The sequence below is a fragment of the Pseudomonas fluvialis genome (assembly GCF_014207935.1).
Classification (GTDB): Bacteria; Pseudomonadota; Gammaproteobacteria; order Pseudomonadales; family Pseudomonadaceae; genus Aquipseudomonas; species Aquipseudomonas fluvialis_A.
This window is the reverse complement of record NZ_JACHLL010000004.1, coordinates 84,087-107,380: the sequence shown is the minus strand read 5'-3', so window position 1 is coordinate 107,380 and position 23,294 is coordinate 84,087. Positions and strand designations below refer to the sequence as shown.

Sequence of the window (23,294 nt, the reverse complement as noted above, 5' to 3'; positions counted from 1 at the left end):
TTCAGCGCCCCAGATAGACTTCGATCACCCGCTCGTTGCTTTGCACCTGCTCCAGCGAGCCTTCGGCCAGCACGCTGCCCTGATGCAGCACGGTGACGTGGTCGGCGATGGTGCCGACAAAGCCCATGTCGTGCTCCACCACCATCAGCGAGTGCTTGCGTGCCAGCGACTTGAACAGCTCGGCGGTGAACTCGGTTTCGGCGTCGGTCATGCCCGCTACCGGTTCGTCGAGCAGCAGCAATTGCGGTTCCTGCACCAGCAGCATGCCGATTTCCAGAAACTGCTTCTGGCCGTGGGAGAGCAGGCCGGCCGGGCGATGGCGCGAGCCGTCCAGGCGAATGGTGTGCAGCACTTCATCGATGCGGTCCTTCTGCGCACCGGAGAGTCTGGCGCGCAGGCTGGCCCACACCGACTTGTCGGTTTTCAGTGCCAGCTCCAGGTTCTCGAACACCGACAGGGCTTCGAACACCGTGGGTTTCTGGAACTTGCGGCCGATGCCGGCCTGGGCGATTTCGACTTCGCTCAGGCGCGTCAGGTCGAGGGTTTCACCGAAGAAGGCGCTGCCACTGGTGGGGCGGGTCTTGCCGGTGATCACGTCCATCATGGTGGTCTTGCCGGCACCGTTGGGGCCGATGATGCAGCGCAGCTCGCCGACCCCGATGTAGAGGGTCAGGTTGGTCAGCGCCTTGAAACCGTCGAAGCTGACGTTGATGTCTTCCAGGGTCAGGATGGTGCCGTGGCGCACATCCAGGCCCTTGCCGGCGGAGCTGCCAAGGCCGACTGCCTCACGGCTGCCGCCCGGGTCGCGGTTGGGGTCGAGCAGGGCTTCCGGGATGGGGGCGGCTCTCATTGCTCTTTCTCCTTGCGCAGAAGTCCGATGACGCCTTTGGGCAGGTACAGGGTGACGACAATAAAAAGTGCGCCGAGGGCGAACAGCCAGTATTCCGGGAAGGCCACGGTGAACCAGCTCTTCATGCCGTTGACCAGCCCGGCACCCAGCAGCGGGCCGATCAGGGTGCCGCGACCGCCCAAGGCGACCCACACGGCGGCCTCGATGGAGTTGGTCGGTGACATTTCGCTGGGGTTGATGATGCCCACCTGCGGCACGTACAGCGCGCCGGCCAGGCCGCACAGCACTGCACTCAGGACCCAGATGAACAGCTTGTAGCCGCGCGGGTCGTAGCCGCAGAACATCAGGCGGTTTTCCGCATCGCGCAGGGCCGTCAGTACCCGGCCGAACTTGCTGCGCGCCAGGCGGAAGCCCAGGTACAGGCTGCCGGTGAGCAGGGCCACGGTGCACAGGAAGAGCACGGCGCGGGTGCCCTGGGCGGTGATGTCGAAGCCCAGAATCGTGCGGAAATTGGTGAAGCCGTTATTGCCGCCAAAGCCGGTTTCGTTGCGGAAGAACAGCAGCATGCCGGCGAAGGTCAGGGCCTGGGTGATGATCGAGAAGTACACACCCTTGATCCGCGAGCGGAAGGCGAAATAGCCGAACACCAGCGCCAGCAGCCCGGGTACCAGCACCACCAGGCACATGGCCCAGAGGAAACTGCTGGTTCCGTACCAGTACCAGGGCAGCTCATTCCAGGCGAGGAAGCTCATGAAGGCCGGTAGCCCGTCTCCCGCGCTCTGGCGCATCAGGTACATGCCCATGGCGTAACCGCCGAGGGCAAAGAACAGGCCGTGGCCGAGGGACAGCAGGCCGGCATAGCCCCATACCAGATCGAGCGCGAGGGCGACGATGGCGTAGCAGAGGATCTTGCCCACCAGAGTCAGGGTGTACGCCGACACATGCAGGGCACTGTCGGCAGGTAGCAGGTGCAGCAGTGGCAGGGCCAGCAGGATGGCAAGCACCAGCCCGCCAACGGCCAGGCTGAGGCGTGGGCCGGCTTTCTGGGCCAGGGTAATGGTCATGGGCTGGTTCATCAGTCGATCACCCGTCCTTTCAATGCGAACAGCCCCTGCGGACGCTTCTGGATGAACAGAATGATCAGCGCAAGGATGAGGATCTTGCCGAGTACGGCACCGATCTGCGGCTCCAGCAGCTTGTTGGCAATCCCCAGACCGAAGGCGGCCAGCACGCTGCCGGCCAGTTGGCCGACACCGCCGAGCACCACCACCAGGAACGAGTCGATGATGTAGCTCTGGCCGAGATCCGGGCCGACGTTGCCGATCTGCGACAGGGCTACGCCGCCGAGACCGGCGATACCGGAGCCGAGGCCGAAGGCGAGCATGTCCACGCGGCCGGTAGGCACGCCGCAGCAGGCAGCCATATTGCGGTTTTGCGTAACTGCCCTGACGTTCAGGCCCAGGCGGGTCTTGTTCAGCAGTAGCCAGGTCAGGGCGACGACAAACAGGGCAAAGCCGATGATGATGATGCGGCTGTAAGGCAGCACCAGATTCGGCAGGACCTGCAGGCCACCGGACAGCCATTCCGGGTTGGCGACTTCGACGTTCTGTGCGCCGAAGATCACCCGCACCAGCTGGATCAGGATCAGGCTGATACCCCAGGTGGCCAGCAGGGTTTCCAGCGGGCGGCCGTAGAGGTGGCGGATCACCGTGCGTTCCAGCGCCATGCCGATGGCGGCGGTGACGAAGAAGGCCACCGGCAGGGCGGCCAGCGGATAAAGCGCGAGGTATTCTGGGGCGAGGCGCTGGAAGCCCAGCTGCACCATATAGGTGGTGTAGGCGCCCAGCATCAGCATCTCGCCGTGGGCCATGTTGATCACGCCCAGGAGGCCGAAGGTGATGGCCAGACCGAGGGCGGCCAGCAGGAGGATGCTGCCCAGGCTCAGACCACTGAAGGCCTGGCCCAGCAGTTCGCCAACCAGCAGACGGCGCTTGACCTGGGCCAGGCTGGTTTCGGCGGCGGTACGCACGCCGGCGTCGGTTTCGCTGTCGCCGTCGAGCAGGGCCTCCAGGCGGGTGCGGGCCAGGGGTTCGCCGGTCTCGCCCAGCAGGCGGACGGCCTGCAGGCGCACGGCCGGGTCGGGATCGACCAGTTGCAGGTTGGCCAGGGCCAGCGCCAGGGCATCGCGCACGGCGGCATCCTGTTCGCTGGCAACGCGGGCATTGAGTAGCTCAAGTTGCGCCGGCTTGGCGCTCTTCTGCAGTTGCTGGGCTGCGGCCAGACGTACGCTGGCTTCGCTGGCGAGCAACTGGTGGCTGGCCTGGGCGGTCTGCAGCAGGCCGCGCAGGCGGTTGTTCAGGCGCAGCTTCTTCGGCGGGCTGGCCGGTTCGGCCTCGCCCTCGGCGGCGCTGAAATTGCCGGCTTCTTCGATAAAGGCGGTCTTGCTGCTGTCCGCGGCGACCCGGCCCTGTTGCAGGGCATCGAGCAGCGGCTGACGGGCCGGATCGGGTTGCGCGGCCCAGCTTTCCAGCAGCTTGGCCTGCTTGGCGGGATTGGCGGCAACGAAGTCATTGGCATCACCGGCCTGGCTGGCCAGCGGCCACAGCAGGGCCAGGGCCATGAGTATTCTGGGAAGGGAGGCGGGCATCACGGAGTCCTTCTGTGTGAGCCGACAAAACACCCGGTCCGGCGTTCGTGGTCACCGGACCGGGTCAGTGTGCCCGGCATGAAACCGGGCGGTACGCGTGTTACCCCTGTTCGGGGCTGCCGGTTCGGGCCCTCTCGGGCGCCGGCACGGCAGACCGCTTGCAGGTTGTTAGTTGGACTTCACGGCGTAGTCCGGCTTCTTGTCGTTGCCGGGAATGAAGGGGCTCCACGGCTGGGCGCGCAGCGGGCCTTCGGTCTGCCAGACGATGGAGAACTGACCGTCGTCCTGAACTTCGCCGATCATCACCGGCTTGTGCAGGTGGTGGTTGGTCTTGTCCATGGTCAGGGTGTAGCCGCTGGGCGCGGCAAAGGTCTGGCCGGCGAGGGCGTCACGTACCTTGTCGACGTCGGTGGTACCGGCCTTGGTGACGGCCTGCGCCCACATGTTGATGCCGACGTAGGTGGCCTCCATCGGGTCGTTGGTCACCGCAGTCTGGTAGTTCGGCAGGTTCTTGGCCTTGGCGTAGGCCTTCCACTTGGTGACGAACTCGGTGTTGACCGGGTTTTCCACCGACTGGAAGTAGTTCCAGGCGGCCAGTTGGCCAACCAGCGGCTTGGTGTCGATGCCGCGCAGTTCTTCTTCACCCACGGAGAAGGCCACCACCGGGATATCGGTGGCTTCCAGGCCCTGGCTGCCCAGCTCCTTGTAGAACGGTACGTTGGAGTCGCCGTTGACGGTGGAGATCACAGCCGTCTTGCCGCCGGCCGAGAACTTTTTGATGTTGGCGACGATGGTCTGGTAATCGCTGTGGCCGAACGGGGTGTAGACCTCTTCGATGTCCTTGTCGGCGACGCCTTTGCTGTGCAGGAAAGCACGCAGGATCTTGTTGGTGGTGCGCGGGTAGACGTAGTCGGTGCCCAGCAGGAAGAAGCGCTTGGCGCTGCCACCGTCTTCGCTCATCAGGTATTCCACCGCCGGAATGGCCTGCTGGTTAGGCGCCGCGCCGGTGTAGAAGACGTTGGGCGACATCTCTTCGCCTTCGTACTGCACCGGGTAGAACAGCAGGCCGTTCAGCTCTTCGAAGACCGGCAGCACGGATTTGCGCGAGACCGAAGTCCAGCAGCCAAACACCACGTCCACCTTGTCCTGGGTCAGCAGCTGGCGGCTCTTCTCGGCGAACAGCGGCCAGTTGGAAGCCGGATCGACCACCACCGGTTCGAGCTTCTTGCCCAGCAGACCGCCCTTGGCATTGATCTCGTCGATGGTCATCAGCGCCATGTCTTTCAGCGAAGTCTCGGAAATGGCCATGGTGCCGGACAGCGAATGCAGGATGCCGACCTTGATGGTCTCGGCGGCCTGCGCGGTATAGGGAAACAGGCCGGTCAGCAGCAGAGCACTGGCGGCGAGGGTAGATTGCAGAAAGGGACGGCGTTTCATGTAGAGCCTCCTTGGCTGTCCATGCGCGATTGTGGGAAGGACCAACAGGGTCGTCAGCTCTTTCGCAGCAATCGTGCCAAGGCGGTAATTCCATCAATAACAACAGGTTGCGCATTTTGTTCGCGGGCGTGACGGATTTTTTGCACCGCGGCAGGGCTGCATTTCGCGGCCGAACCCCGTCTGCACCAAAGCGACGCACGGGCGACCTTTCGTCTGGCTCAGTGAACATATGTTGACTGAGTAAGGTTGCTCGGGCAATTTAGTGAACAAATGTTCACTGAGAGGCGATCATGCCGCTGATTCCCCTGCGCCTGACGATTCCCCTGCGCCCCTGGCTGGCCCCACTGCGCTGGCTGACGGCACACCACTGGCTGCGTGCGGCCGATGTCGATGCCTGCCTGCGCTTCCTGCAGCCGGCCTGGGCGCTCACGCGCATTCATGCACGGGTCGAGGCGCGGCGCTGGGTCGCCGAGGACATGCTGGCCATCCGTCTGCGCCCCAATTGCAACTGGCCCGGTGCGCAGGCCGGGCAGCATGTGCAGCTGTTCATCGAGCGTGATGGCGTGCGCCTGTCGCGCAGCTACAGCCTCACGGCCCAGGCCGATGGCTGTATCGAGATCGCCGTGCGCCGCCAGCCCGAAGGGCGGGTGTCGGCCTGGCTGTGCGAACACCTGAGCATCGGTGATTGTGTCGAGCTGGGGGCGCCCTATGGCGAACTGCGCTGGCCGCAGGAAGGCGCCGTGCTGCTGGCGGCGGCGGGCAGCGGCATCACGCCCTTGCTCGGGCTGCTGCGCGATGCGCTGGGTCGGGGATTCAGCGCGCCAGTGCGGCTTTTGCATTTCGTTCGCGAGCAGGGCCAGCGTGCCTTTGTCGAGGAACTCCAGCAGTTGCAGGCGCGCTACCCCAATCTGGCCGTCGAGTGGGCGGTCACGGCGGGGGCTGCTGGCCAGCGCCTGAATGCAGAGCAATTGCACGCGTGGCGCGAGGCCCATGTGCTGAGCTGCGGCCCGGCCGGCTTTGTCGAGCAGCTGCGCGAGCTGGTCGACGGCCAGGCGGCCAGCCTGCAGGTGGAAAGCTTCACCCCGCCGCAGTGGCGTGCCGAGGGCGAGCGCCGGCCGGTACGCCTGCAGTTTTTCCGCAGCCAGCGCGAAGCCGTCGGCGATAACCAGGTCAGCCTGCTGGAGCAGGCCGAGGCGGCCGGGCTGAAACCCGAGCATGGCTGTCGCCAGGGCATCTGCACCCAGTGCACCTGTCAGTTGCTGGAAGGGGCGGTGCGCGATCTGCGCAGTGGCGAGATCAGCCACGAGCCGGGCCAGTCCATTCGAATCTGTGTCAGCGCGCCGCTCGGCGACGTGCGCGTCGATCTGTAAGGAGAGTTGCAGCATGCGTGAAGACCGCGAACTGAGCCGCGAGGAGATCGACGCCTTCGGCGCCGAACTGGATGCCCTGCGCGAGCGCACCCTGGCTGATCTGGGCGAGGCCGATGCCCGTTATATCCGCCGGGTGCGGGCTGTGGTGCGGGCCTGTTGCTGGAGTGGTCGCCTGCTTCTGCTGGCCGGCTGGTTCCCACCGACCTGGCTGCTGGGCACGCTGCTGCTGGGGCTGGGCAAGATCATCGAGAACATGGAGCTGGGGCATAACGTGATGCACGGCCAGTACGACTGGATGAACGATCCGGAACTGGCTGGGCGCACGTATGAGTGGGATATCGCCGGCCCCTCGGATTTCTGGCGGCACACCCACAACCATATTCATCACACCTACACCAACGTGCTGGGCATGGATGACGACATCGGCTACGGCGTGGTGCGCCTGTTCCCCGAGCAGCGCTGGAAGCCGTTCTATCGCTGGCAGCCGCTGTGGGTGACGCTGCAGGCGCTGCTGTTCCAGTACGCCGTGGCCATCCAGCACCTGCGTCTGGACAAGGTATTCAAGGGCCGCATCAGTCGCGAGGAGGTGCGCCCGCTGCTGCGCCAGTTCAATGCCAAGGTGGGCCGTCAGTGGGTCAAGGACTACCTGGTGTTTCCTCTGCTGGCCCTGGCGCTGGGCTGCAATGCCCTGGCCGTACTGACCGGCAATATCGTGGCCAATCTGATCCGCAACCTGTGGACCTTCACCGTGATCTTCTGCGGCCACTTCACCGAGAAGGCGGCCGTTTTCGCGCCCAGCACGCTGGAGCATGAAACCCGCGGCCACTGGTACCTGCGTCAGCTCAAGGGTTCGAGCAACCTGCAGGGCAGTCGCCTGCTGCACTTCATGACCGGCAACCTCAGCCACCAGATCGAGCATCACCTCTACCCTGATGTTCCGGCGCGTCGCTATGCGGCCATGGCCCGTGAGGTGCGAGAAATTGCCGCGCGCTATGGGCAGACCTACAACACCGGAACCATGAGCGGGCAGTTCGCCACCGTGTTGCAGCGTATCTGGCGCTATCGCCTGCCCCAGGCTGTCTAGCGTTAAGGCGCTGACGCCAGGCCGACCAATGGCGCCCATGCCCCCCTGTTGTGCGTGTCTATAGTTAAGCCAGTAGCGGGCAGAGCAGGGGACTGTGCATGGCTGAGCATCTGAGAGGCTGGATGCGGTGCTTGCCGTTGCTGCTCAGCCTGCTGTTCGGTGCCTGGCAAGCGGGGCATGCCGTCGAGCTGGATATCGCCACCGAGCCCAGTGTGGCGCAGGCCGGCCACTGGCTGGAGTATCTGGTCGATGTCGACGGGCAGATGACGGCCGAGCAGGTGGCCCGCAGCAGCGCCAGAAACTGGCAGCCGGCGCCCGGCGCCAGTCCCAACTTCGGCTTCACCACCCGGGTCTACTGGTTCCGTCTGCAGTTGGTAAATAGCAGCGCCCAGGCGCAGACACGCCTGATGGGCATCGAGTACCCGGTGCTGGACCGGATCGACCTGTATCTGCAGGAAGATCGCGCGCTGCGTCATCTCGGTCAGTTGGGTGACAGCCTGGCCGCGTCGCAGCGCGCCCTGCGCCATCCCTGGCTGGTGCACGAGCTGGAGCTGCCGGCGCAGAGCCGGCAGACCCTGTATTTCCGGGTGCAGACCACTGGCGCCATGCAGTTCCCCTTGGGCGTGTGGACGCCGCAGAACTTCATCCGCGCCGAGCAGGAGTTCCTCCTTGGGCAGGGGCTGTATATCGGCGTGGTGCTGGTCATGCTGCTGTACAACCTGTGCATCTACACCCTGGTGCGCGACCAGAGCTATCTGGTCTATGTCCTGTCGATGCTCTGCTATGGCCTGCTGCAGGCCACCCTGCACGGTTTCACGCCGCTGTACCTGTGGCCGCAATGGCCGCAGCTGAACAATGCCATTCCGTTGCTGATCTTCCTGTTTACCGCCACCGATGCCTGGTTCGGCGTGCTGTTCATGCGCCTGGCGCAGGAGGCACCACGCTACGCTCGCTGGCTGGGCGGCTATGCCGTGCTGATGGCGGTGTGCGGTCTGCTCAGCCTGTGGCTGCCGTATAACCAGGCGGTCAGCGCCAGCACGCTGCTGGTGATCCCCGGCGTGGTGCTGGCGGTGTATGTCGGCATTCGCATGCTGCTGCGCGGGCAGAAGTCGGCGCGTTATTTCGTCGTGGCCTGGATGGCCTTTCTCACGGCCTCGATGGTGCTGGCGCTGAACAAGATGGGCATCCTGCCCTACAGCATGGCCATCGAGTACGCGCCGCAGATTGCCCATGTGCTGATCTGCGTGCTGCTCTCCTTCGCTCTGGCCGACCGCATCAACAGCGAGCGGCGGGCACGCTTCAGTGCCCAGGCCAAGCTGCTCGATGCCGAGCGTCAGGCGCGGGTTGAGCACGAGCGCATCACCACCCTGCAGTTGCGTGCCCAGGCCGAGGAGCTGGCGGCCAAGCGCAAGGCCATCGAAGCCAAGGCCGAGAGCCGCGCCAAGAGCGAGTTCCTCGCCACCATGAGCCACGAGATCCGCACGCCGATGAACGGGGTGCTGGGCATGACCGAGCTGCTGCGTGACACCGAGCTGGGGCCGCAGCAGCGCCAGTATGTCGAGGTGATCGAGCGCTCCGGGCGCACCCTGCTCAATATCATCAACGACATCCTCGACTACTCGAAGATCGAGGCCGGCAAGCTGACCCTGGAAGCGCTGGACTTCGACCTCGACGAACTGTGCCTGGAATGCGCCTCGATGTTCACCAACATGGCCGAGCGCAAGGGGCTGGAGCTGATCTGCTCGGTGGAGCCGGGCACACCGACGCTGATCAAGAGCGATCCGACGCGCCTGCGGCAGATTCTTCTCAACCTCCTGGGCAATGCCTTCAAGTTCACCAACGAAGGGCACATCAGCCTGCGCGTGCGCCGCTGCCAGGAAACGTCACTGGCGCCCGGCGAGCATTGCCTGCTGTTCGAAGTCAGCGATACCGGCGTGGGTATTTCCGCCGAGGGTCAGGCGCAGTTGTTCCAGGCCTTCAGTCAGGCCGAGCAGGGCACCACGCGCAAGTACGGTGGCACTGGCCTGGGCCTGTCGATCTGCAAGCGCCTGGCCGAACTGATGGGTGGCAGCGTGGGGGTGGAGAGTGAGCCCGGCAAGGGCGCGCGTTTCTGGTTCCGAATCGTCTGCCGCGATGCCGATGCCGCCTTCATCAGCAGCCAGGTGCTGCCGTTCTACGACCTCAAGGGCGTGCGCGTGCTGTTGGTCGATGATTCGCCGGAGTTTCTGCAGATGCTGCTGGAGCAGGTGCAGGCCTGGGGCATGCAGGCGCAGACCGCCTTCTATGGCGAGCGTGCCCTGCAGATGCTGCGCGAGGCGGCGGCCCAGGGCGAGCCGTATCGCATCGCCTGCCTGGACTACAACATGCCGGGCCTCAGCGGGCTGGAGGTGGCGGCCGCGATCAAGGCCGATCCGGCCCTGCGCGAGGTGCGCTGCCTGTTGCTCAGTGCGGCCCGCTGCATTCCGCCGCGCGAGCAGCTGGAGGCGGTCGGTATTGGTCTCGCGGTGCAAAAGCCGGCCTCGGCGGCGGTGCTCAAGGGCGCCTTCCGTCAGCTGCTCTCCGGCCTGGATGAGCCGGCGCAGCGCAGCGCGGCGGTCGCCACCAGCGCCAGTGGCAGCGAGGTGCGTGTGCTGGTGGCCGAGGACAACCCGGTCAATCAGATGGTGGTGCGCGGCCTGCTGGGCAAGCTCGGCATCGCCTGCGAGCTGGTCGGCAATGGCCGCGAGGCGGTCAACCGGGTGATGCAGGCCGGCGGCCAGTTCGCCCTGGTGCTGATGGACTGCGAGATGCCGGAGATGGATGGCTACCAGGCTACCCAGGCTATCCGTGAGCTGGAGCAGGCGCAGCAGCGCCCGGCGCTGCCGGTGCTGGCGCTGACTGCCCATGCCCTGCAGGAACATGTCGAACGTTGCCGCCAGGCCGGCATGAACGGCCACTTGGCCAAGCCCCTGAGCCTGGAAAGCCTGCGCGAGGCGCTGCAGCCCTACCTGCCGGCCGGCCCGAGCAACGCGCAGAACCGGGCGTAGCGCGGCTTAATCAGTCAGCCCTGTGTACCGCTGCTGGCGGTACAGCTCGCGCACCCAGGCCATGCCCGGACGTGCCTGCCAGGGTGCGAGGGTGGCGGCCATGCCGGCCTGGTAGGCCGCGTCGCCATACACCGGGTGTTCGGCCGGGCAGGCGATTGGTGCCAGCAAGGACGCGGCGGTGATATCGGCCAGGCTCAATTGGTCGCCGACCAGATAGCGGCGGCCATCGGCCAGCTGCGCCTCCAGCCAGTCCAGTTGCGCACCGATGCGCTCGCCGGCGCGGGTGGCACTGGCCGCGTTGATGTTCAGCTTCTGACGAAAGCCCAGGCAGATCAGCGGGTAGGCTAGGCGGATGAACAAGGCCTGCAGCGGGTTGGCGTGGGCCGTCCACAACTGGCGGATATGCGCGTCGGCCACGCCGAAGCTGCCGGCATACAGCAGGCGGGCGACATCCTTGCCGATGCTGTCGAAGCGCTGCTCGATCTGGCGAATGTCCTCGCGCTGCGCCTCCGGCAGAATGCTCAGCGTGCCCTGGCGGGTCTCCAGCCAGTCGACGATGCGCGGGCTGTCCTGCACGGCAACGCTACCCTGCTGCACTATCGGCAGGGTGGTCTGGCCGCGCCGGCCCAGGCGCAGGGCGGTGGGCATGTGGAACACCGGGGTCAGGCAGCGCTCCTGATAAGGCAGCTGGCAGGCATCCAGGGTCCAGCGGATCTTCTCGCTGTAGTGAGACATGGCGAAGGTGTAGAGGGTGAGCGGGGCGCTGGTCATGGCCGTTTCCAGTGAGCAATGGGGGCGGTGGCACATTGTCGACGTCTGTGTGCGTGGCTAGAATCGCCCGGAATGCCATCTTTGCAGCTGATCTGGACAAGCAAGCCCATGCCCAAGCCTGTGCCCCATCGCGTCGCCGTCCTGCTCTGTCCGCAGCACAGCCTGGCCAGTCTCGGGCTGGTGCTGGATGTCTTTCGCATGGCCAATCATCTGCCCGGCGCGCCGTATTTCGAGCTGCTGCGCGTCAGCGAAACCGGCCAGGCGGTGGCGCATGAGGATGGCCTGCTCAGCGTGGACGGTGGCCCCGAATGCCTGGCACAGATGGACCTGGTGGTGATTCCCTCACTGTGGATGGCCGGGCCGGCTGCTGTGGCGGGGAGTCCGCGGCTCATTCAGGCGCTGCGCGAGCTGCCGGAGCGGGTGCTGGTGGCCAGCCTGTGCAGCGGGGTGTATCTGCTGGCCGCCAGTGGCCGGCTGGATCAGCGACCAGCCACGACTCACTGGATGCTGGCCGACGGCCTGCAGGCCCGCTACCCGAGGGTGCAGGTGCAGGCGGCGTGCAACCTGACGCAGTCGGGCAACCTGATCTGCTCCGGCGGTTCGCTGGCGGGGGTGGATGCCTGCCTGCAGGCGGTCGAGCGTCTGTGCGGTCGGGAGATTGCCGAAGGCCTGGCGCGCCTGCTGGTCACCGACCTGCGCCACGGGCCGCAATCGGCCTACATGCCGTCACCGGGCTGGCGGCGGCATGCCGATGGCGAGATTCAGGCGACTCAGGCTTATCTGGCCGAGCACTTTGCCGAGACACTGAGTCTGGAGGCGCTGGCGGCGCAGATTCATGTCAGTGTGCGCACCCTGCAGCGGCGTTTTCTCGCGGCCTGCGGAATGACCCCGATGCAGTACCAGCAGGCGCTGCGCATCGAGCGCAGCAAGGATCTGCTGGAAAACAGTCGCCTGCCGGTGGAGGCAATCGCCGAGCAGGTGGGCTATCAGGACCGGGTGGCCTTCGGACGCCTGTTCAAGCGCCTGACCGGCCTGACCCCGGCGGCTTACCGGCAGCGCCAGGGCTGGCGGCATCAGCCCGGTACTGATCGCGACAGCACGGCATAAAACAACAAGGAGAACAGAATGCGGCGGGTCATACGGGTACTGCTGGGAGTGTTGCTGGTGCTGGGCCTCAGCGTGGCGGGGTTCATCGGGCTGAACTGGGCGCCGGATCGACCGGTCGAGGAACTCAAGGCGCGCTGGGCGCCGGCGCCGTCACAGTTCATCGAGCTGATGGGCATGCAGGTGCACCTGCGCGACGAGGGCCCGCGCGATGATGCCGAGCCGCTGCTGTTGCTGCATGGCACCTCGGCCAGCCTGCATACCTGGGAAGGTTGGGTGACCGACCTCAAGCGCACGCGACGGGTGATCAGCGTCGACCTGCCGGGTTTCGGTCTGACCGGGCCGTTCCCCGATGGTGATTACCGCATCGCCCACTACACGGCGTTTCTTGATGCGCTGCTCGACCGCTTGCAAGTGCCGCCGGTGGTGGTGGCCGGCAACAGTTTCGGCGGGCAACTGGCCTGGGAGCTTGCCGTGGCCAGGCCTGCGCGCGTCAGCCGGCTGATTCTGGTGGATGCCGCCGGCTATCCACGGCAGTCTAGCTCGGTGCCGATCGGCTTTCGTCTGGCTCAGGTGCCCGCACTGGCGCCGTTGATGGCCAGGTTGCTGCCGCGCCGGATGATCGAAAGCAGTGTGCGGAACGTCTACGGCGATCCGACACGGGTCACCGACGAGCTGGTCGAGCGCTATTACCAGCTGACCCTCCGGGCCGGTAATCGTCAGGCCTTGGTAGCGCGTTTCCAGCAGGCGCCGGCGGGGGCCAGTCAGGAGCTGATCCGTCAGGTGCGGCAGCCGACGCTGATTCTCTGGGGTGGGCGCGATGGCCTGATTGCGCCGGCCAATGCCGAGCGCTTCAAGGCCGATATCGCGGGCAGCCGCCTGGTCATCTTCGAACAGCTGGGGCATGTGCCGCAGGAGGAAGATCCGGCGCTGACCCTGCCGGTGGTGCAGGGTTTTCTCGCCGAATAGAACGGCCTCACCCGCTGGCAGGAGCATCCGTCCAGCGGGTGAGGCTACGGCGTATTGAGTGGTCGAGTCAGGCCAGCCGGCGCACCAGCAGGCGATCGGCACCGCCTTCGGCCACTCGCGGCTTGCCAACACGCTCGGCCCCATCGGCGGCGATGCGTTGGCCACCGACGCGGTCTGCTCCGTCAGCGGCAATGCGCTGGCGACCTACACGGTCGGCGCCATCCGCCGCGATGCGCTTGGCGGACACCCGATCAGCACCATCGGCGGCAATCGGCATCACCGGCTGGGCGTGTGCCGGTTGCACCTTTTCCCCGAGCAGCGGCTGGTTGTGTTCGGCCGGTACGGCCAGGGCGTTGAGGGAGAAGCTGGCCAGGATCAGGCTGGCGAGGGCAACGTTTTTCATCGTGGGCTCCTTGTGGGGGCTGGGTGAGTACGCTGCCTATTCTGATCAGTTTAATGGTTTATAAAAGCGCAAATACCTGGATAAAAACATCTGATTATTTGATGCTTTATTGCTCGCTGGCCGGCAGCTGTTCCTGCAGTCGGGCCGTGTTCTTGGCATTGGCCGCCTCGACCTGCTGCTTGAGCTGTTCCATCTGCTGTTGCGCTTGTTTGGCCTGCTCAGCCTGCAGGCTGGCGGTGGTGGCGGTTCCCCCGGCATCACAGCCACTGAGGGCGAGGAGCAGGGTGATTGGCAGGATCAGGGGGCGCAGTGGCATGGCGATACGCTCGGAAGGTGATGGGAGGTCCACAGCCTAGCCGAGCGTACGTGGTCTGTCTGCCGGCTCAGCCGTAGCGGCGCCAGGCTTCGATGGCCAGACCGCTGCCGATGCTGCCGAAGGCATTGCCTTCGACGGCGCGGGCATTGGGCAGCAGGGCGGCGACACTGTGGCGCAGGGCCGGCACGCCGCTGGAACCGCCGGTGAAGAACAGCGTATCGACCTGATCGGCGCGTACACCGGCGCTGTTCAGCAGGTCACCAATGCTCTGGTGGATGCGCTGCAGCAGCGGTTCGATGGCATCCTCGAACAGGCGGCGGCTGAGCTCGGCCTGCAGTCCGGGTTCGATCCGCGACAGATCGATGTGCCGGCAATCTTCCTCGCTCAGGGCGATCTTGCTGTCTTCCACCTGCATGGCCAGCCAGTGTCCGCCGCGCTGTTCGATCAGCTTGAGCAGACGGTCGATGCCCAGCGGCTCGACGCAGTCGTAGCGCATGCTCTGCAGCGAGCGTTGCGCGGCTGCGGCATATACGGCGTTGATGGTGTGCCAGGTGGCCAGGTTGAGGTGATGGCTGGTCGGCATCAGCGCGTCGCTTTTCATCCGGCTGCCGTAGCCAAACAGCGGCATGATGCCGGCCAGCGACAGCTGTTTGTCGAAGTCGGTTCCGCCGATATGCACGCCGCCGGTGGCCAGGATGTCGTCCTGGCGCTGGCTGAGCTGGCGCCGCTCCGGCGCCAGGCGGACCAAGGAGAAGTCCGAGGTGCCACCGCCGATGTCGACGATCAGCACCAGCTCTTCGCGGGTGAGGCTCGATTCGTAGTCGAACGCTGCGGCGATCGGCTCGAACTGGAACGATACGTCCTTGAAACCGAGCTTGTGCGCCACCGCGCGAAGGGTGTCCTCGGCTTCCTGATCGGCACTCACGTCATCGTCGACGAAGAACACCGGGCGCCCCAGCACCACCTGTTCGAACTCGCGACCAGCCTGGCTTTCGGCGCGCTTTTTCAGCTCGCCGATAAAGAAACCGAGCAGGTCGCGAAAAGGCAGGGCGCTGCCGAGCACGGTGGTTTCGCTTTTCAACAGCTTGGAGCCCAGCAGGCTCTTGAGCGAGCGCATCAGCCGCCCTTCGTAGCCTTCCAGGTATTCGCCGAGGGCCTGACGCCCGTAGACCGGGCGGCGTTCCTCCAGGTTGAAGAACACCACCGAGGGCAGGGTGATCTTGCCGTCTTCCAGTGGCAGCAGGCTGTCCTGCTCCGGGCGCAACCAGCCGACGGTGGAGTTGGAGGTGCCGAAGTCGATACCCAGGGCACGGGCGGGGGCGTTGAGCTGCATGGGACGGGGTCCGGGAAAAACGGCCGCGCATTCTAGGGTAGTTACTGGTGAAAGCGTAGCGCCCGCCGTCTGGCGGGCGCTCGTTGAGGTTTACACGGGCAGTGCCTGCCAGTTGGGTTGAATGGGCAGTTCGCCGTCCTCCAGCAGGGCCCAGGCGAAGTCGGCGGTGGGCAGCTCGACCTGGCTCGGGTCCAGGCTTTCCAGCTGGCGGCCACGGCTGCCGCGCTTGCGCGCCAGGCTCAGCTGCTCGCCGCCGCGGCGATAGAGCAGGATGGCCTGGGCCGGCCCCTGATCGAGGTCGCTCCAGCGCAGGGCCGAAGCATCCAGAAGAATATCCAACTGCTCGTCGCTGACCCGGTGCCGATAGGGCGAGAGCAGCAGCCAGCGGCTGACGTCCAGGTAGAACTGCCAGTTCGGCAGGGCCGGGCGACGCGCCGCCCAGTACAGGTAGCTGTACAGCAGGCTGCGGCCTTCCGGGGCATCCAGCTTTAACAGGCTCGGGCAGATGTCGAACAGCTGGTGCCAGTACGGGCGCAGGCTGGGACCGACGGGCAGGTTGTCTTTCAGGGCCTGTTCGAGAATGGCCAGGTTGGGCAGTACGCGTTTGGGCAGGCGAATGCCGCCTGAGGTGAGGTTGGACATGGTGCTGACTCCGGTTGCCGGGCCCTATGGCGGCCGGCAAAACAATGACAACGCCATCGCCTTGGCGATGGACAGGAGAGGCCAATAGGCCTGGTCCGGCAGGGCCGGCGGAGGTCAGCTGAGCGGCGAGGCGCGGGGTGTGGCGCTGAGCAGGTAACGCGGAGTCTGGGCTTGCTGGGTGAATGCCGGCAGCGGTGGAGCCTGGGCAGGCGGCTGCCCGTACTGGCCGGCGCTGCTGCTGATGGCTGCGCCAAAGCTGGCGCCGGCGCAGCAGCAGGTATGGCCATGGTCGCTGTGTTCGCCGCTATCAGGGGTGACGAGCAGATCCAGTTGTGCCGCTAGGTCGGCCAGGGCGCTTGGATCGCTATCGCTGCTGGAGCAGAAGCCGGCCATCAGCCAGCTGGCTTCGCCGTTGCCCATGTTTGCCTGACTCAGCGGCGCGCCGAGCAGGTTGAGCAGTACCGCCAGGCAGGCGATCCAGGCAACCCAGGGGCGGTTGAGTGAGGAGTGGCGGGTGTTCACGGTGGCGGCAGCAGTCTGGATATTTAGGCTTACAGATTTAGCCGCATGGCGGGCGACTTGTAAAAATATCGGCTGCGACGGATCGCCGCAGCATCAGGTCAGCAGGTAGTTCTTCACCCCGGTGAAGATGATCTGCGCGGCCAGTGCGCAGACGAAGAGCCCCATCAGTCGGCTGACGATCTGCAGGCCCTGGTCGCCGAGCAGGCGCTCGAAGCCGTCGGACAGATAGAGCACCACGCCGACGGTGACGCTGGCCGCGGCGATGCCGATCACCGCCAGCAGACGGTCGTCCCAGCCGGGGTGGCTGGCGCCCATCACCAGCATGGCACCGATGGTGCCGGGGCCGACGGTGATGGGAATGGTCAGCGGCACGATGGTCACGTCCTGCTGCAGGTTGTCCTGCTGCACCGCCGGTTTGCCCTGGGCCATGCCGAGGGCGGAGATAAACAGCACCGAGCCTGCGCCGATGCGGAAGGCATCCACGGTGATGCCGAACAGGACGAAGATATGTTCGCCAAACAGGTACAGCGAGACGCTGGCGATCAGCGTGCCGAGGGCGACCTTCCAGGCCAGGCGCTTGCGCTCCTTGACCGTGTAGCCGCGGGTCAGGCTGATGAAGCACGACAGCACGAAGAACGGGCTGTAGAGCACCAGCATTTTCAGATACAGACTGGACAGCTCGGCAAACATGGCGGCACTCGGCTCAGACGTCAGGGCAGTGTAGCGCGGCGGCTCAGTTGGCTGGCAGTGGCGGGCTGTTCTGCTGGCGGCGGCGTTCGCGTTCGATCACCCAGTGCTGGATCAGTTCGCGCAGTTGCGACAGTTCCACCGGCTTGGCCATGTGACCGTCCATGCCGACCGCACGGGCCCGCTCCTTGTGCTCGCTGAGGATGTGCGCTGTCAGGGCGACGATGGGGGTGCGCGGGCGACCCTCCTCGCTTTCCCACTGGCGCAGCTGTTCGGTGGCCGAGAAGCCATCGAGAACGGGCATCTCGCAGTCCATCAGCACCAGGTCGTAGGGCGTCTTCTGCATCGCGCGCAGGGCTTCTTCACCGTTGCTGGCCGTATCCGGTTGCAGGTCGAGCTTGCTCAGCATGCCGCGGATCACCTTGGTCGAGATGCTGTTGTCCTCGGCCACCAGAATGCGGAAGTCACGGGGCACCTGCAGCGGCTCGATGGCCTGGGTCACGGCCTGCGGTTGCGGCTGGTCGCTGCCGCGGTGGCTGAGTTCGTCGGCCAGGGTGGCCTTGAGCGTGTAGCCGGCCACCGGCTTGGCCAGGATGCGGCGGATGCCGGCATTGCGCGCGATGATCTTGCTCGGGGCATTGCTGATGCCGGTGAGCATGATCAGCAGGATGTCGTGATTGAGCGTCGGGTCTTCCTTGATCTTGGCGGCCAGTTGCATGCCGGTCATGCCCGGCATGTCCTGATCGAGCAGGACCAGATCGAAGTATTCGCGCAGGTGCGCCTTGGTGCGCAGCAGGGCCAGGGCTTCCTTGCCGGAGGGCACCGCACTGACCTGCAGGCCCCAGGCGCTGCATTGCTGGGTGAGTACCTTGCGGCAGGTTTCGTTGTCGTCGACGACCAGAATACGCGCGCCCTGTAGCGGGCCGTCGAGGTCGCTGGTCGGGTGCTCCAGGGTTTCTCTGGACAGCGGCAGGTTGAGCCAGAGGGTATTGCCCTGTTCGCCGCCGGACTGAATGCCGAACTCGCCACCCATCAGGCGGATCAGCTGGCGGGCGATGATCAGGCCGAGGCGACCGCCGAGACGGGTGGCCGCAAGGAAGTCACTGCTGTGCAGTTCGGCGTGCATCAGCACGTTGCGCTCGCTGCTGTCGAGGGCATCGCCGCTGTCCTGTACGGCGATGCGCAGGCGTGGCTGTTCGCCACTGTTGTCGAGCGCAGCGACCAGCAGAATCTCGCCTTCAGCGGTCTGCTTGAAGGCATTCTCCAGCAGGCTGAGCAGGGCCTGGCGCAGGCGCGTCGGGTCGCCGCTGATGACCCGCGGCACCTGTGGCTGGATGAAGCTGATCAGCTCCACACGCTGCTGTTCGGCCTTGGCTCGGAAGATATCCAGGCAGTCTTCGATCAGCGCGCTGAGATCGAACTGCACTTCGTCCAGTTCGATCTGCCCGGACTCCAGGTGCGAGATGTCGAGGATCTCGTTGATCAGGGTGAGCAGCTCGTTGCCGGCGCTGTGGATGGTCTGCACATAGTCACGTTGCTTGGCCGACAGCGGGGTGCCCAGCAGCAATTCGGTCATGCCCAGCACGCCGTTCATGGGCGTGCGGATTTCATGGCTGATCTTGGCCAGGAACTCGGCCTTGGCTTTCAGTTCGGCCGAGGTGGCCGCTACCTTGCGGCTGGTGCTGAACTGCTCGAAGAGGATGCGCGTCTGGCGCTCGGTGAGCGCCATGCTGAGCAGGAAACCGCTGACAACACAGGTGCCGAACAACAGCAGAAGCATGTCCTGCGGGGCCAGCAGGGGAACGCCAAACAGCACTGGCAGGCAGAGTAGAAACACCAGGGTAAATAGCAGGGTGCCGACGAAGAACATGCGCGCCGGACGATAGCCGTGGTGCCAGTGGTAGGCGGAAATCAGCAGCACGCTGAGGCCCGCCAGCAGCACCAGCAGGTAGCTCAACTGGTTGAGGTAGATTTCCAGATTGAACAGCGGCAGCAGGGCGAGCAGGGCTATCAGCAGCATTTCCCCGCGCAACAGGCGCAGGGCCAGGGGGCTGTTGCACACGCGGTTGAAGAAGCCGGCGGTAAAGCCGAGGGCGCAGAATACCCCGACGAGCATGGACAGGGTCAGCATCTGGCCTTGGAGGAATTGCTGCTGGCCGAGCCAGGGAGCGAGCAGGCCCAGAACGCTGACCAGGGCACTGCCGACCGCCAGGTGCAGGCCGGCTAGCCACAGGGTGTTGCTGCTGCGGTAATAGGCAAAGCGCACCAGATTGTACAGCACCAGCAACAGCAGACAGCCAAGGATGGCACCTTGCAGCAGGTTGCGACTGTTGTCGCTGGCCAGGGCCTGGGGGCTTTCCAGGCTGATGATCGGGCGCAGTGACTGGCTGGCGGACAGGCGCAGATACAGGTCGAGTGGCGTATCGGCCTCGGGCAGCGGCAGCAGCAGGTCGTGGCTGGGCAGTGGGCGGCTACTGAAGGGCAGCTGGTTGCCGGTGCGGGTATGTCGTAGCAGGCGCTCGCCCTGCATCACGTACAGATCGAGGTAGGAGAGATAGGGAGCGAGCACCCGGATCAACCGCTGCTGGCTGTCGGCGGGTAGCTGGTAGTGCAGCCACAGGACCTTCTGGCCGCCAGGTAGGTAAAACTGGTCTGCATCCTGGGCGATGAATCGCTCCTGCAGCGCCGGGCTGCGGACCTCGTCGAGTTGCAGGCTGGCTTCGGCGTCCAGCAGCACTTGCCAGCGAGGCTCATCGGCATGACCGACACTACTCAGGCCGAGCAGGCTCAGCAGCAGGCTGATAGCGAGTCCTTTGGCAATCCAGAGCCGGAGCACGGGCGAGATCCCTTCGTAGTAAGTGGTCGGATTATAGACAGCTGTCAGTCCGCCAGCATATGACAAAGGCGGCCATTGGCCGCCTTTGTCATAACCTTTACTTCTAGCTTACGTTCAGCCTTCGCCACGCTCGCGGGCGATGGCGCGGTAGCCGATGTCCTTGCGGTAGAAGCAACCGTTCCAGCGGATTTGCTCGGCCAGGCGGTAGGCCTGTTGCTGGGCTTCGGATACGGTGCGGCCGATGGCGGTGGCGCAGAGTACGCGGCCGCCGGCAGTCACGATCTGGCCGTCCTTCAGCGCGGTACCGGCATGGAACACTTTGCCGTCGAGTTTGGCGGCGGCGTCCAGACCTTCGATGATGTCCCCCTTGGCATAGTCGGCCGGGTAGCCACCAGCGGCCAGCACCACACCCACGGTCGGACGCGGGTCCCAGGTCGCTTCGACCTTGTCCAGCGCCTTGGCCAGGGCGGCCTCGACCAGCAGGACCAGGGAGCTTTCCAGACGAACCATGATCGGCTGGGTTTCCGGGTCGCCGAAGCGGCAGTTGAACTCGATGACCTTGGGCTTGCCGGCCTTGTCGATCATCAGACCGGCATAGAGGAAACCGGTGTAGACGTTGCCTTCGGCCGCCATGCCTCGCACGGTCGGGTAGATCACTTCGTCCATCACGCGCTGGTGCACGTCGGCAGTGACCACCGGAGCGGGCGAGTAGGCGCCCATGCCGCCGGTGTTCGGGCCGGTGTCGGCGTCGCCAACACGCTTGTGGTCCTGGCTGGTGGCCATCGGCAGCACGTTCTCGCCGTCGACCATGACGATGAAGCTGGCTTCTTCGCCGTCGAGGAACTCTTCGATCACCACGCGGGCGCCGGCATCGCCGAAGGCATTGCCCGACAGCATGTCACGCACGGCCTCTTCGGCCTCTTCCAGAGTCATGGCGACGATCACGCCCTTGCCGGCGGCCAGGCCGTCGGCCTTGACCACGATCGGGGCGCCTTTCTCACGCAGGTAGGCCAGGGCCGGCTCGACTTCGGTGAAGTTCTGATAGTCGGCGGTGGGGATCTTGTGCCGGGCCAGGAAGTCCTTGGTGAAGGCCTTGGAGCCTTCCAGCTGGGCGGCAGCGGCGGTGGGGCCGAAGATGTCCAGGCCGCGCGAACGGAACAGGTCGACCACGCCCTTCACCAGCGGCGCCTCAGGGCCGACGATGGTCAGCTGGACGTTCTTCTCGGCGAAGTCGGCCAGCTGCTCGATGGCCAGCACGTCAATGGCCACGTTCTCGCACTTGGCTTCGGTGGCGGTGCCGGCGTTGCCCGGGGCGACGAAGACTTTCTCGACGCGCTTGTCCTGCGCCACTTTCCAGGCCAGGGCGTGCTCGCGGCCGCCGCTGCCGATGATCAGTACGTTCATGTCTCTCTCCTCATGGAGGCGGGCCAGTGGCCCCTGCGGTGGACAGCTTCGACTGTCCACCCTACGAAAATCTTGCTTCTAGCGATCTATCGGGCCGCGATGGAGCTGGTGGATGCTAGGCACGGAGGGCTTCGATAAGCGCAGTTGCCGACTGGCAATGAGCATTAGCGAAGTCGTCCGCAACAACGCAGACGCCTGCTTCAGCGTGGCCCCCGCACATTAGTGGCGGAAGTGACGCATTCCCGTGAACACCATGGCGATCCCGGCTTCATCAGCCGCATCGATCACTTCCTGGTCGCGCATCGAACCACCCGGCTGGATCACCGCGGTGATGCCGACCTTGGCGGCATTGTCGATGCCGTCGCGGAAGGGGAAGAAGGCGTCCGAGGCCATCACCGCGCCAGCAACCTTCAGGCCAGCGTGTTCGGCCTTGATGGCGGCGATGCGCGCAGAGTTGACCCGCGACATCTGACCGGCGCCGACACCGATGGTCTGACGGCCCTTGGCATAGACGATGGCGTTGGATTTGACGAACTTGGCCACTTTCCAGGCGAACACCAGATCGTGGATTTCCTGTTCGGTCGGTGCGCGCTTGGTCACTACCTTCAGGTCGGCGGCGGTGATCATGCCGATATCACGGCTTTGCACCAGCAGGCCACCGTTGACGCGCTTGAAGTCCCAGCCGGCGGCACGTTCGGCCGGCCACTCGCCGCATTCCAGCAGGCGCACGTTGGCTTTGGCGGCGACCACGTCGCGGGCGGCCTGGGAGACTTTCGGCGCGATGATGACTTCGACGAACTGACGCTCGACGATGGCCTTGGCGGTTTCACCGTCCAGCTCGCGGTTGAAAGCGATGATGCCGCCGAAGGCGGATTCGGTATCGGTGGCGTAGGCCAGGTCGTAGGCCTTGCGGATGCCGCCTTCTTCATCGGTGGCCACGGCCACGCCGCACGGGTTGGCGTGCTTGACGATGACGCAGGCCGGCTTGACGAAGCTCTTCACGCACTCCAGTGCGGCATCGGTGTCGGCCACGTTGTTGAACGACAGTTCCTTGCCCTGCAGCTGCACGGCGGTGGACACGCTGGCTTCCCCGCGCTGGGCCTCGACGTAGAACGCCGCGCTCTGATGCGGGTTCTCGCCGTAGCGCATTTCCTGAGCCTTGATGAACTGGCTGTTGAAGGTGCGCGGGAAGGCGCCGCGGTCTTCGGTGGACAGGGTGTCGCGACTCTGGTCGATGGTGCCCAGGTAGTTGGCGATCATGCCGTCGTAGGCGGCAGTGTGCTCGAAGGCCTTCAGCGCCAGGTCAAAGCGCTGGGCGTAGCTCAGGCCGCCGGCTTTCAGGCTTTCCACGATACCGGCATAGTCGCTAGCGTTGACCACGATGGCCACATCTTTGTGGTTCTTCGCGGCGGAGCGGACCATGGTCGGGCCGCCGATGTCGATGTTCTCGATGGCGTCGGCCAGGTCACAGCCAGGCTTGGCCACGGTGGCGGCGAACGGGTAGAGGTTGACCGCGACCAGGTCGATCGGCTTGATGCCGTGCTCTTCCATCACCGCGCCGTCGAGGGCGCGACGGCCAAGGATGCCGCCGTGGATCTTCGGGTGCAGGGTCTTTACGCGACCGTCCATCATCTCCGGGAAGCCGGTGTAGTCGGCCACTTCCACGGCGGCCACGCCGTTGTCCTTGAGCAGCTTGTAGGTGCCGCCGGTGGAGAGGATCTCGACGCCCAGGGCGACGAGTTCGCGGGCGAACTCGAGGATGCCGGTCTTGTCGGAGACGCTGATCAGGGCGCGGCGAACGGGGAGGCGGGTGGTCTGGTCGGTCATGTCACTGTCCATCAGGCGGTAAAGATCAAAAACATAAAGGGCGACCTCGGTCGAGATCGCCCTTTA

General features: G+C 65.3%; 19 protein-coding genes. 5 read left to right on the top strand and 14 right to left on the bottom strand.

The features are described 5' to 3' along the window. Position 1 precedes the first annotated feature (1 nt). From urtD to urtA, 4 genes are all read right to left on the bottom strand, one after another. Entirely contained in the window at positions 2–850 is an 849-nt protein-coding gene (gene urtD, locus HNP49_RS12160; RefSeq protein ID WP_184683593.1) for an urea ABC transporter ATP-binding protein UrtD, read from the bottom strand. Continuing rightward, positions 847–1,926, bottom strand: coding sequence for an urea ABC transporter permease subunit UrtC (gene urtC / locus HNP49_RS12155; RefSeq protein ID WP_095940201.1), 1,080 nt, complete (start codon positions 1,924–1,926; stop codon positions 847–849). Before urtC ends, urtD begins: the two co-directional genes overlap by 4 nt. After that, positions 1,926–3,470 (bottom strand): urea ABC transporter permease subunit UrtB, encoded by a 1,545-nt coding sequence (urtB, locus tag HNP49_RS12150; RefSeq protein WP_409372549.1) that lies wholly within the window; start codon positions 3,468–3,470, stop codon positions 1,926–1,928. Before urtB ends, urtC begins: the two co-directional genes overlap by 1 nt. 195 nt (positions 3,471–3,665) lie before the next feature. After that, on the bottom strand, positions 3,666–4,934 hold the full coding sequence (gene urtA / locus HNP49_RS12145; protein ID WP_184683589.1) for an urea ABC transporter substrate-binding protein: 1,269 nt from the start codon (positions 4,932–4,934) through the stop codon (positions 3,666–3,668). Between the two features lie 290 nt (positions 4,935–5,224). On the opposite strand from urtA, the gene HNP49_RS12140 reads away from it, so the two are divergent. The 3 genes from HNP49_RS12140 (at position 5,225) to HNP49_RS12130 (ending at position 10,414) form a co-directional block, all read left to right on the top strand. Continuing rightward, on the top strand, positions 5,225–6,304 hold the full coding sequence (locus HNP49_RS12140; protein WP_184683587.1) for a ferredoxin reductase: 1,080 nt from the start codon (positions 5,225–5,227) through the stop codon (positions 6,302–6,304). Between the two features lie 13 nt (positions 6,305–6,317). Continuing rightward, complete coding sequence (locus HNP49_RS12135) at positions 6,318–7,388, top strand: fatty acid desaturase (protein WP_184683585.1); 1,071 nt, start codon at positions 6,318–6,320, stop codon at positions 7,386–7,388. Between the two features lie 131 nt (positions 7,389–7,519). Then, positions 7,520–10,414, top strand: coding sequence for a hybrid sensor histidine kinase/response regulator (locus tag HNP49_RS12130; RefSeq protein WP_184683583.1), 2,895 nt, complete (start codon positions 7,520–7,522; stop codon positions 10,412–10,414). Positions 10,415–10,420: 6 nt separating this feature from the next. On the opposite strand, the gene HNP49_RS12125 is transcribed toward HNP49_RS12130, so the two are convergent. Further along, positions 10,421–11,185: a glutathione S-transferase family protein gene (locus tag HNP49_RS12125; protein ID WP_184683580.1), complete on the bottom strand. Its 765-nt coding sequence runs from the start codon at positions 11,183–11,185 to the stop codon at positions 10,421–10,423. Between the two features lie 108 nt (positions 11,186–11,293). Between HNP49_RS12125 and HNP49_RS12120 the strand changes: the two genes are divergently transcribed. Together HNP49_RS12120 and HNP49_RS12115 are read left to right on the top strand one after the other, a co-directional pair. Then, entirely contained in the window at positions 11,294–12,292 is a 999-nt protein-coding gene (locus HNP49_RS12120) for a GlxA family transcriptional regulator (protein ID WP_184683578.1), read from the top strand. A gap of 18 nt (positions 12,293–12,310) precedes the next feature. After that, positions 12,311–13,258 carry an alpha/beta fold hydrolase gene (locus HNP49_RS12115; protein ID WP_184683577.1) on the top strand — a complete coding sequence of 316 codons (948 nt, stop codon included), beginning with the start codon at positions 12,311–12,313 and terminating at the stop codon, positions 13,256–13,258. 67 nt (positions 13,259–13,325) lie between these two features. Here HNP49_RS12115 and HNP49_RS12110 read toward each other — a convergent pair whose 3' ends face one another. The 9 genes from HNP49_RS12110 to purH form a co-directional block, all read right to left on the bottom strand. Then, positions 13,326–13,661: a hypothetical protein gene (locus HNP49_RS12110; RefSeq protein WP_184683575.1), complete on the bottom strand. Its 336-nt coding sequence runs from the start codon at positions 13,659–13,661 to the stop codon at positions 13,326–13,328. Positions 13,662–13,767: 106 nt separating this feature from the next. Continuing rightward, complete coding sequence (locus tag HNP49_RS12105) at positions 13,768–13,977, bottom strand: hypothetical protein (RefSeq protein WP_260407157.1); 210 nt, start codon at positions 13,975–13,977, stop codon at positions 13,768–13,770. Positions 13,978–14,044: 67 nt separating this feature from the next. Then, on the bottom strand, positions 14,045–15,310 hold the full coding sequence (locus HNP49_RS12100; protein WP_184683573.1) for an Hsp70 family protein: 1,266 nt from the start codon (positions 15,308–15,310) through the stop codon (positions 14,045–14,047). A 90-nt stretch (positions 15,311–15,400) separates the two neighbouring features. Further along, on the bottom strand, positions 15,401–15,952 hold the full coding sequence (locus HNP49_RS12095) for a putative natural product biosynthesis protein (protein ID WP_184683572.1): 552 nt from the start codon (positions 15,950–15,952) through the stop codon (positions 15,401–15,403). Positions 15,953–16,066: 114 nt separating this feature from the next. Further along, positions 16,067–16,474 carry a DUF2946 family protein gene (locus HNP49_RS12090; protein WP_184683570.1) on the bottom strand — a complete coding sequence of 136 codons (408 nt, stop codon included), beginning with the start codon at positions 16,472–16,474 and terminating at the stop codon, positions 16,067–16,069. A 93-nt stretch (positions 16,475–16,567) separates the two neighbouring features. Further along, positions 16,568–17,164: a MarC family protein gene (locus tag HNP49_RS12085; protein WP_184683568.1), complete on the bottom strand. Its 597-nt coding sequence runs from the start codon at positions 17,162–17,164 to the stop codon at positions 16,568–16,570. Positions 17,165–17,207: 43 nt separating this feature from the next. Continuing rightward, positions 17,208–19,997 carry a hybrid sensor histidine kinase/response regulator gene (locus HNP49_RS12080; protein WP_184683566.1) on the bottom strand — a complete coding sequence of 930 codons (2,790 nt, stop codon included), beginning with the start codon at positions 19,995–19,997 and terminating at the stop codon, positions 17,208–17,210. 114 nt (positions 19,998–20,111) lie between these two features. Beyond that, a complete protein-coding gene (gene purD, locus HNP49_RS12075) occupies positions 20,112–21,401 on the bottom strand; it encodes a phosphoribosylamine--glycine ligase (protein ID WP_184683565.1) in 1,290 nt (429 codons plus the stop codon). A 219-nt stretch (positions 21,402–21,620) separates the two neighbouring features. Continuing rightward, on the bottom strand, positions 21,621–23,228 hold the full coding sequence (gene purH / locus HNP49_RS12070; protein WP_184683563.1) for a bifunctional phosphoribosylaminoimidazolecarboxamide formyltransferase/IMP cyclohydrolase: 1,608 nt from the start codon (positions 23,226–23,228) through the stop codon (positions 21,621–21,623). Positions 23,229–23,294: the final 66 nt, after the last annotated feature.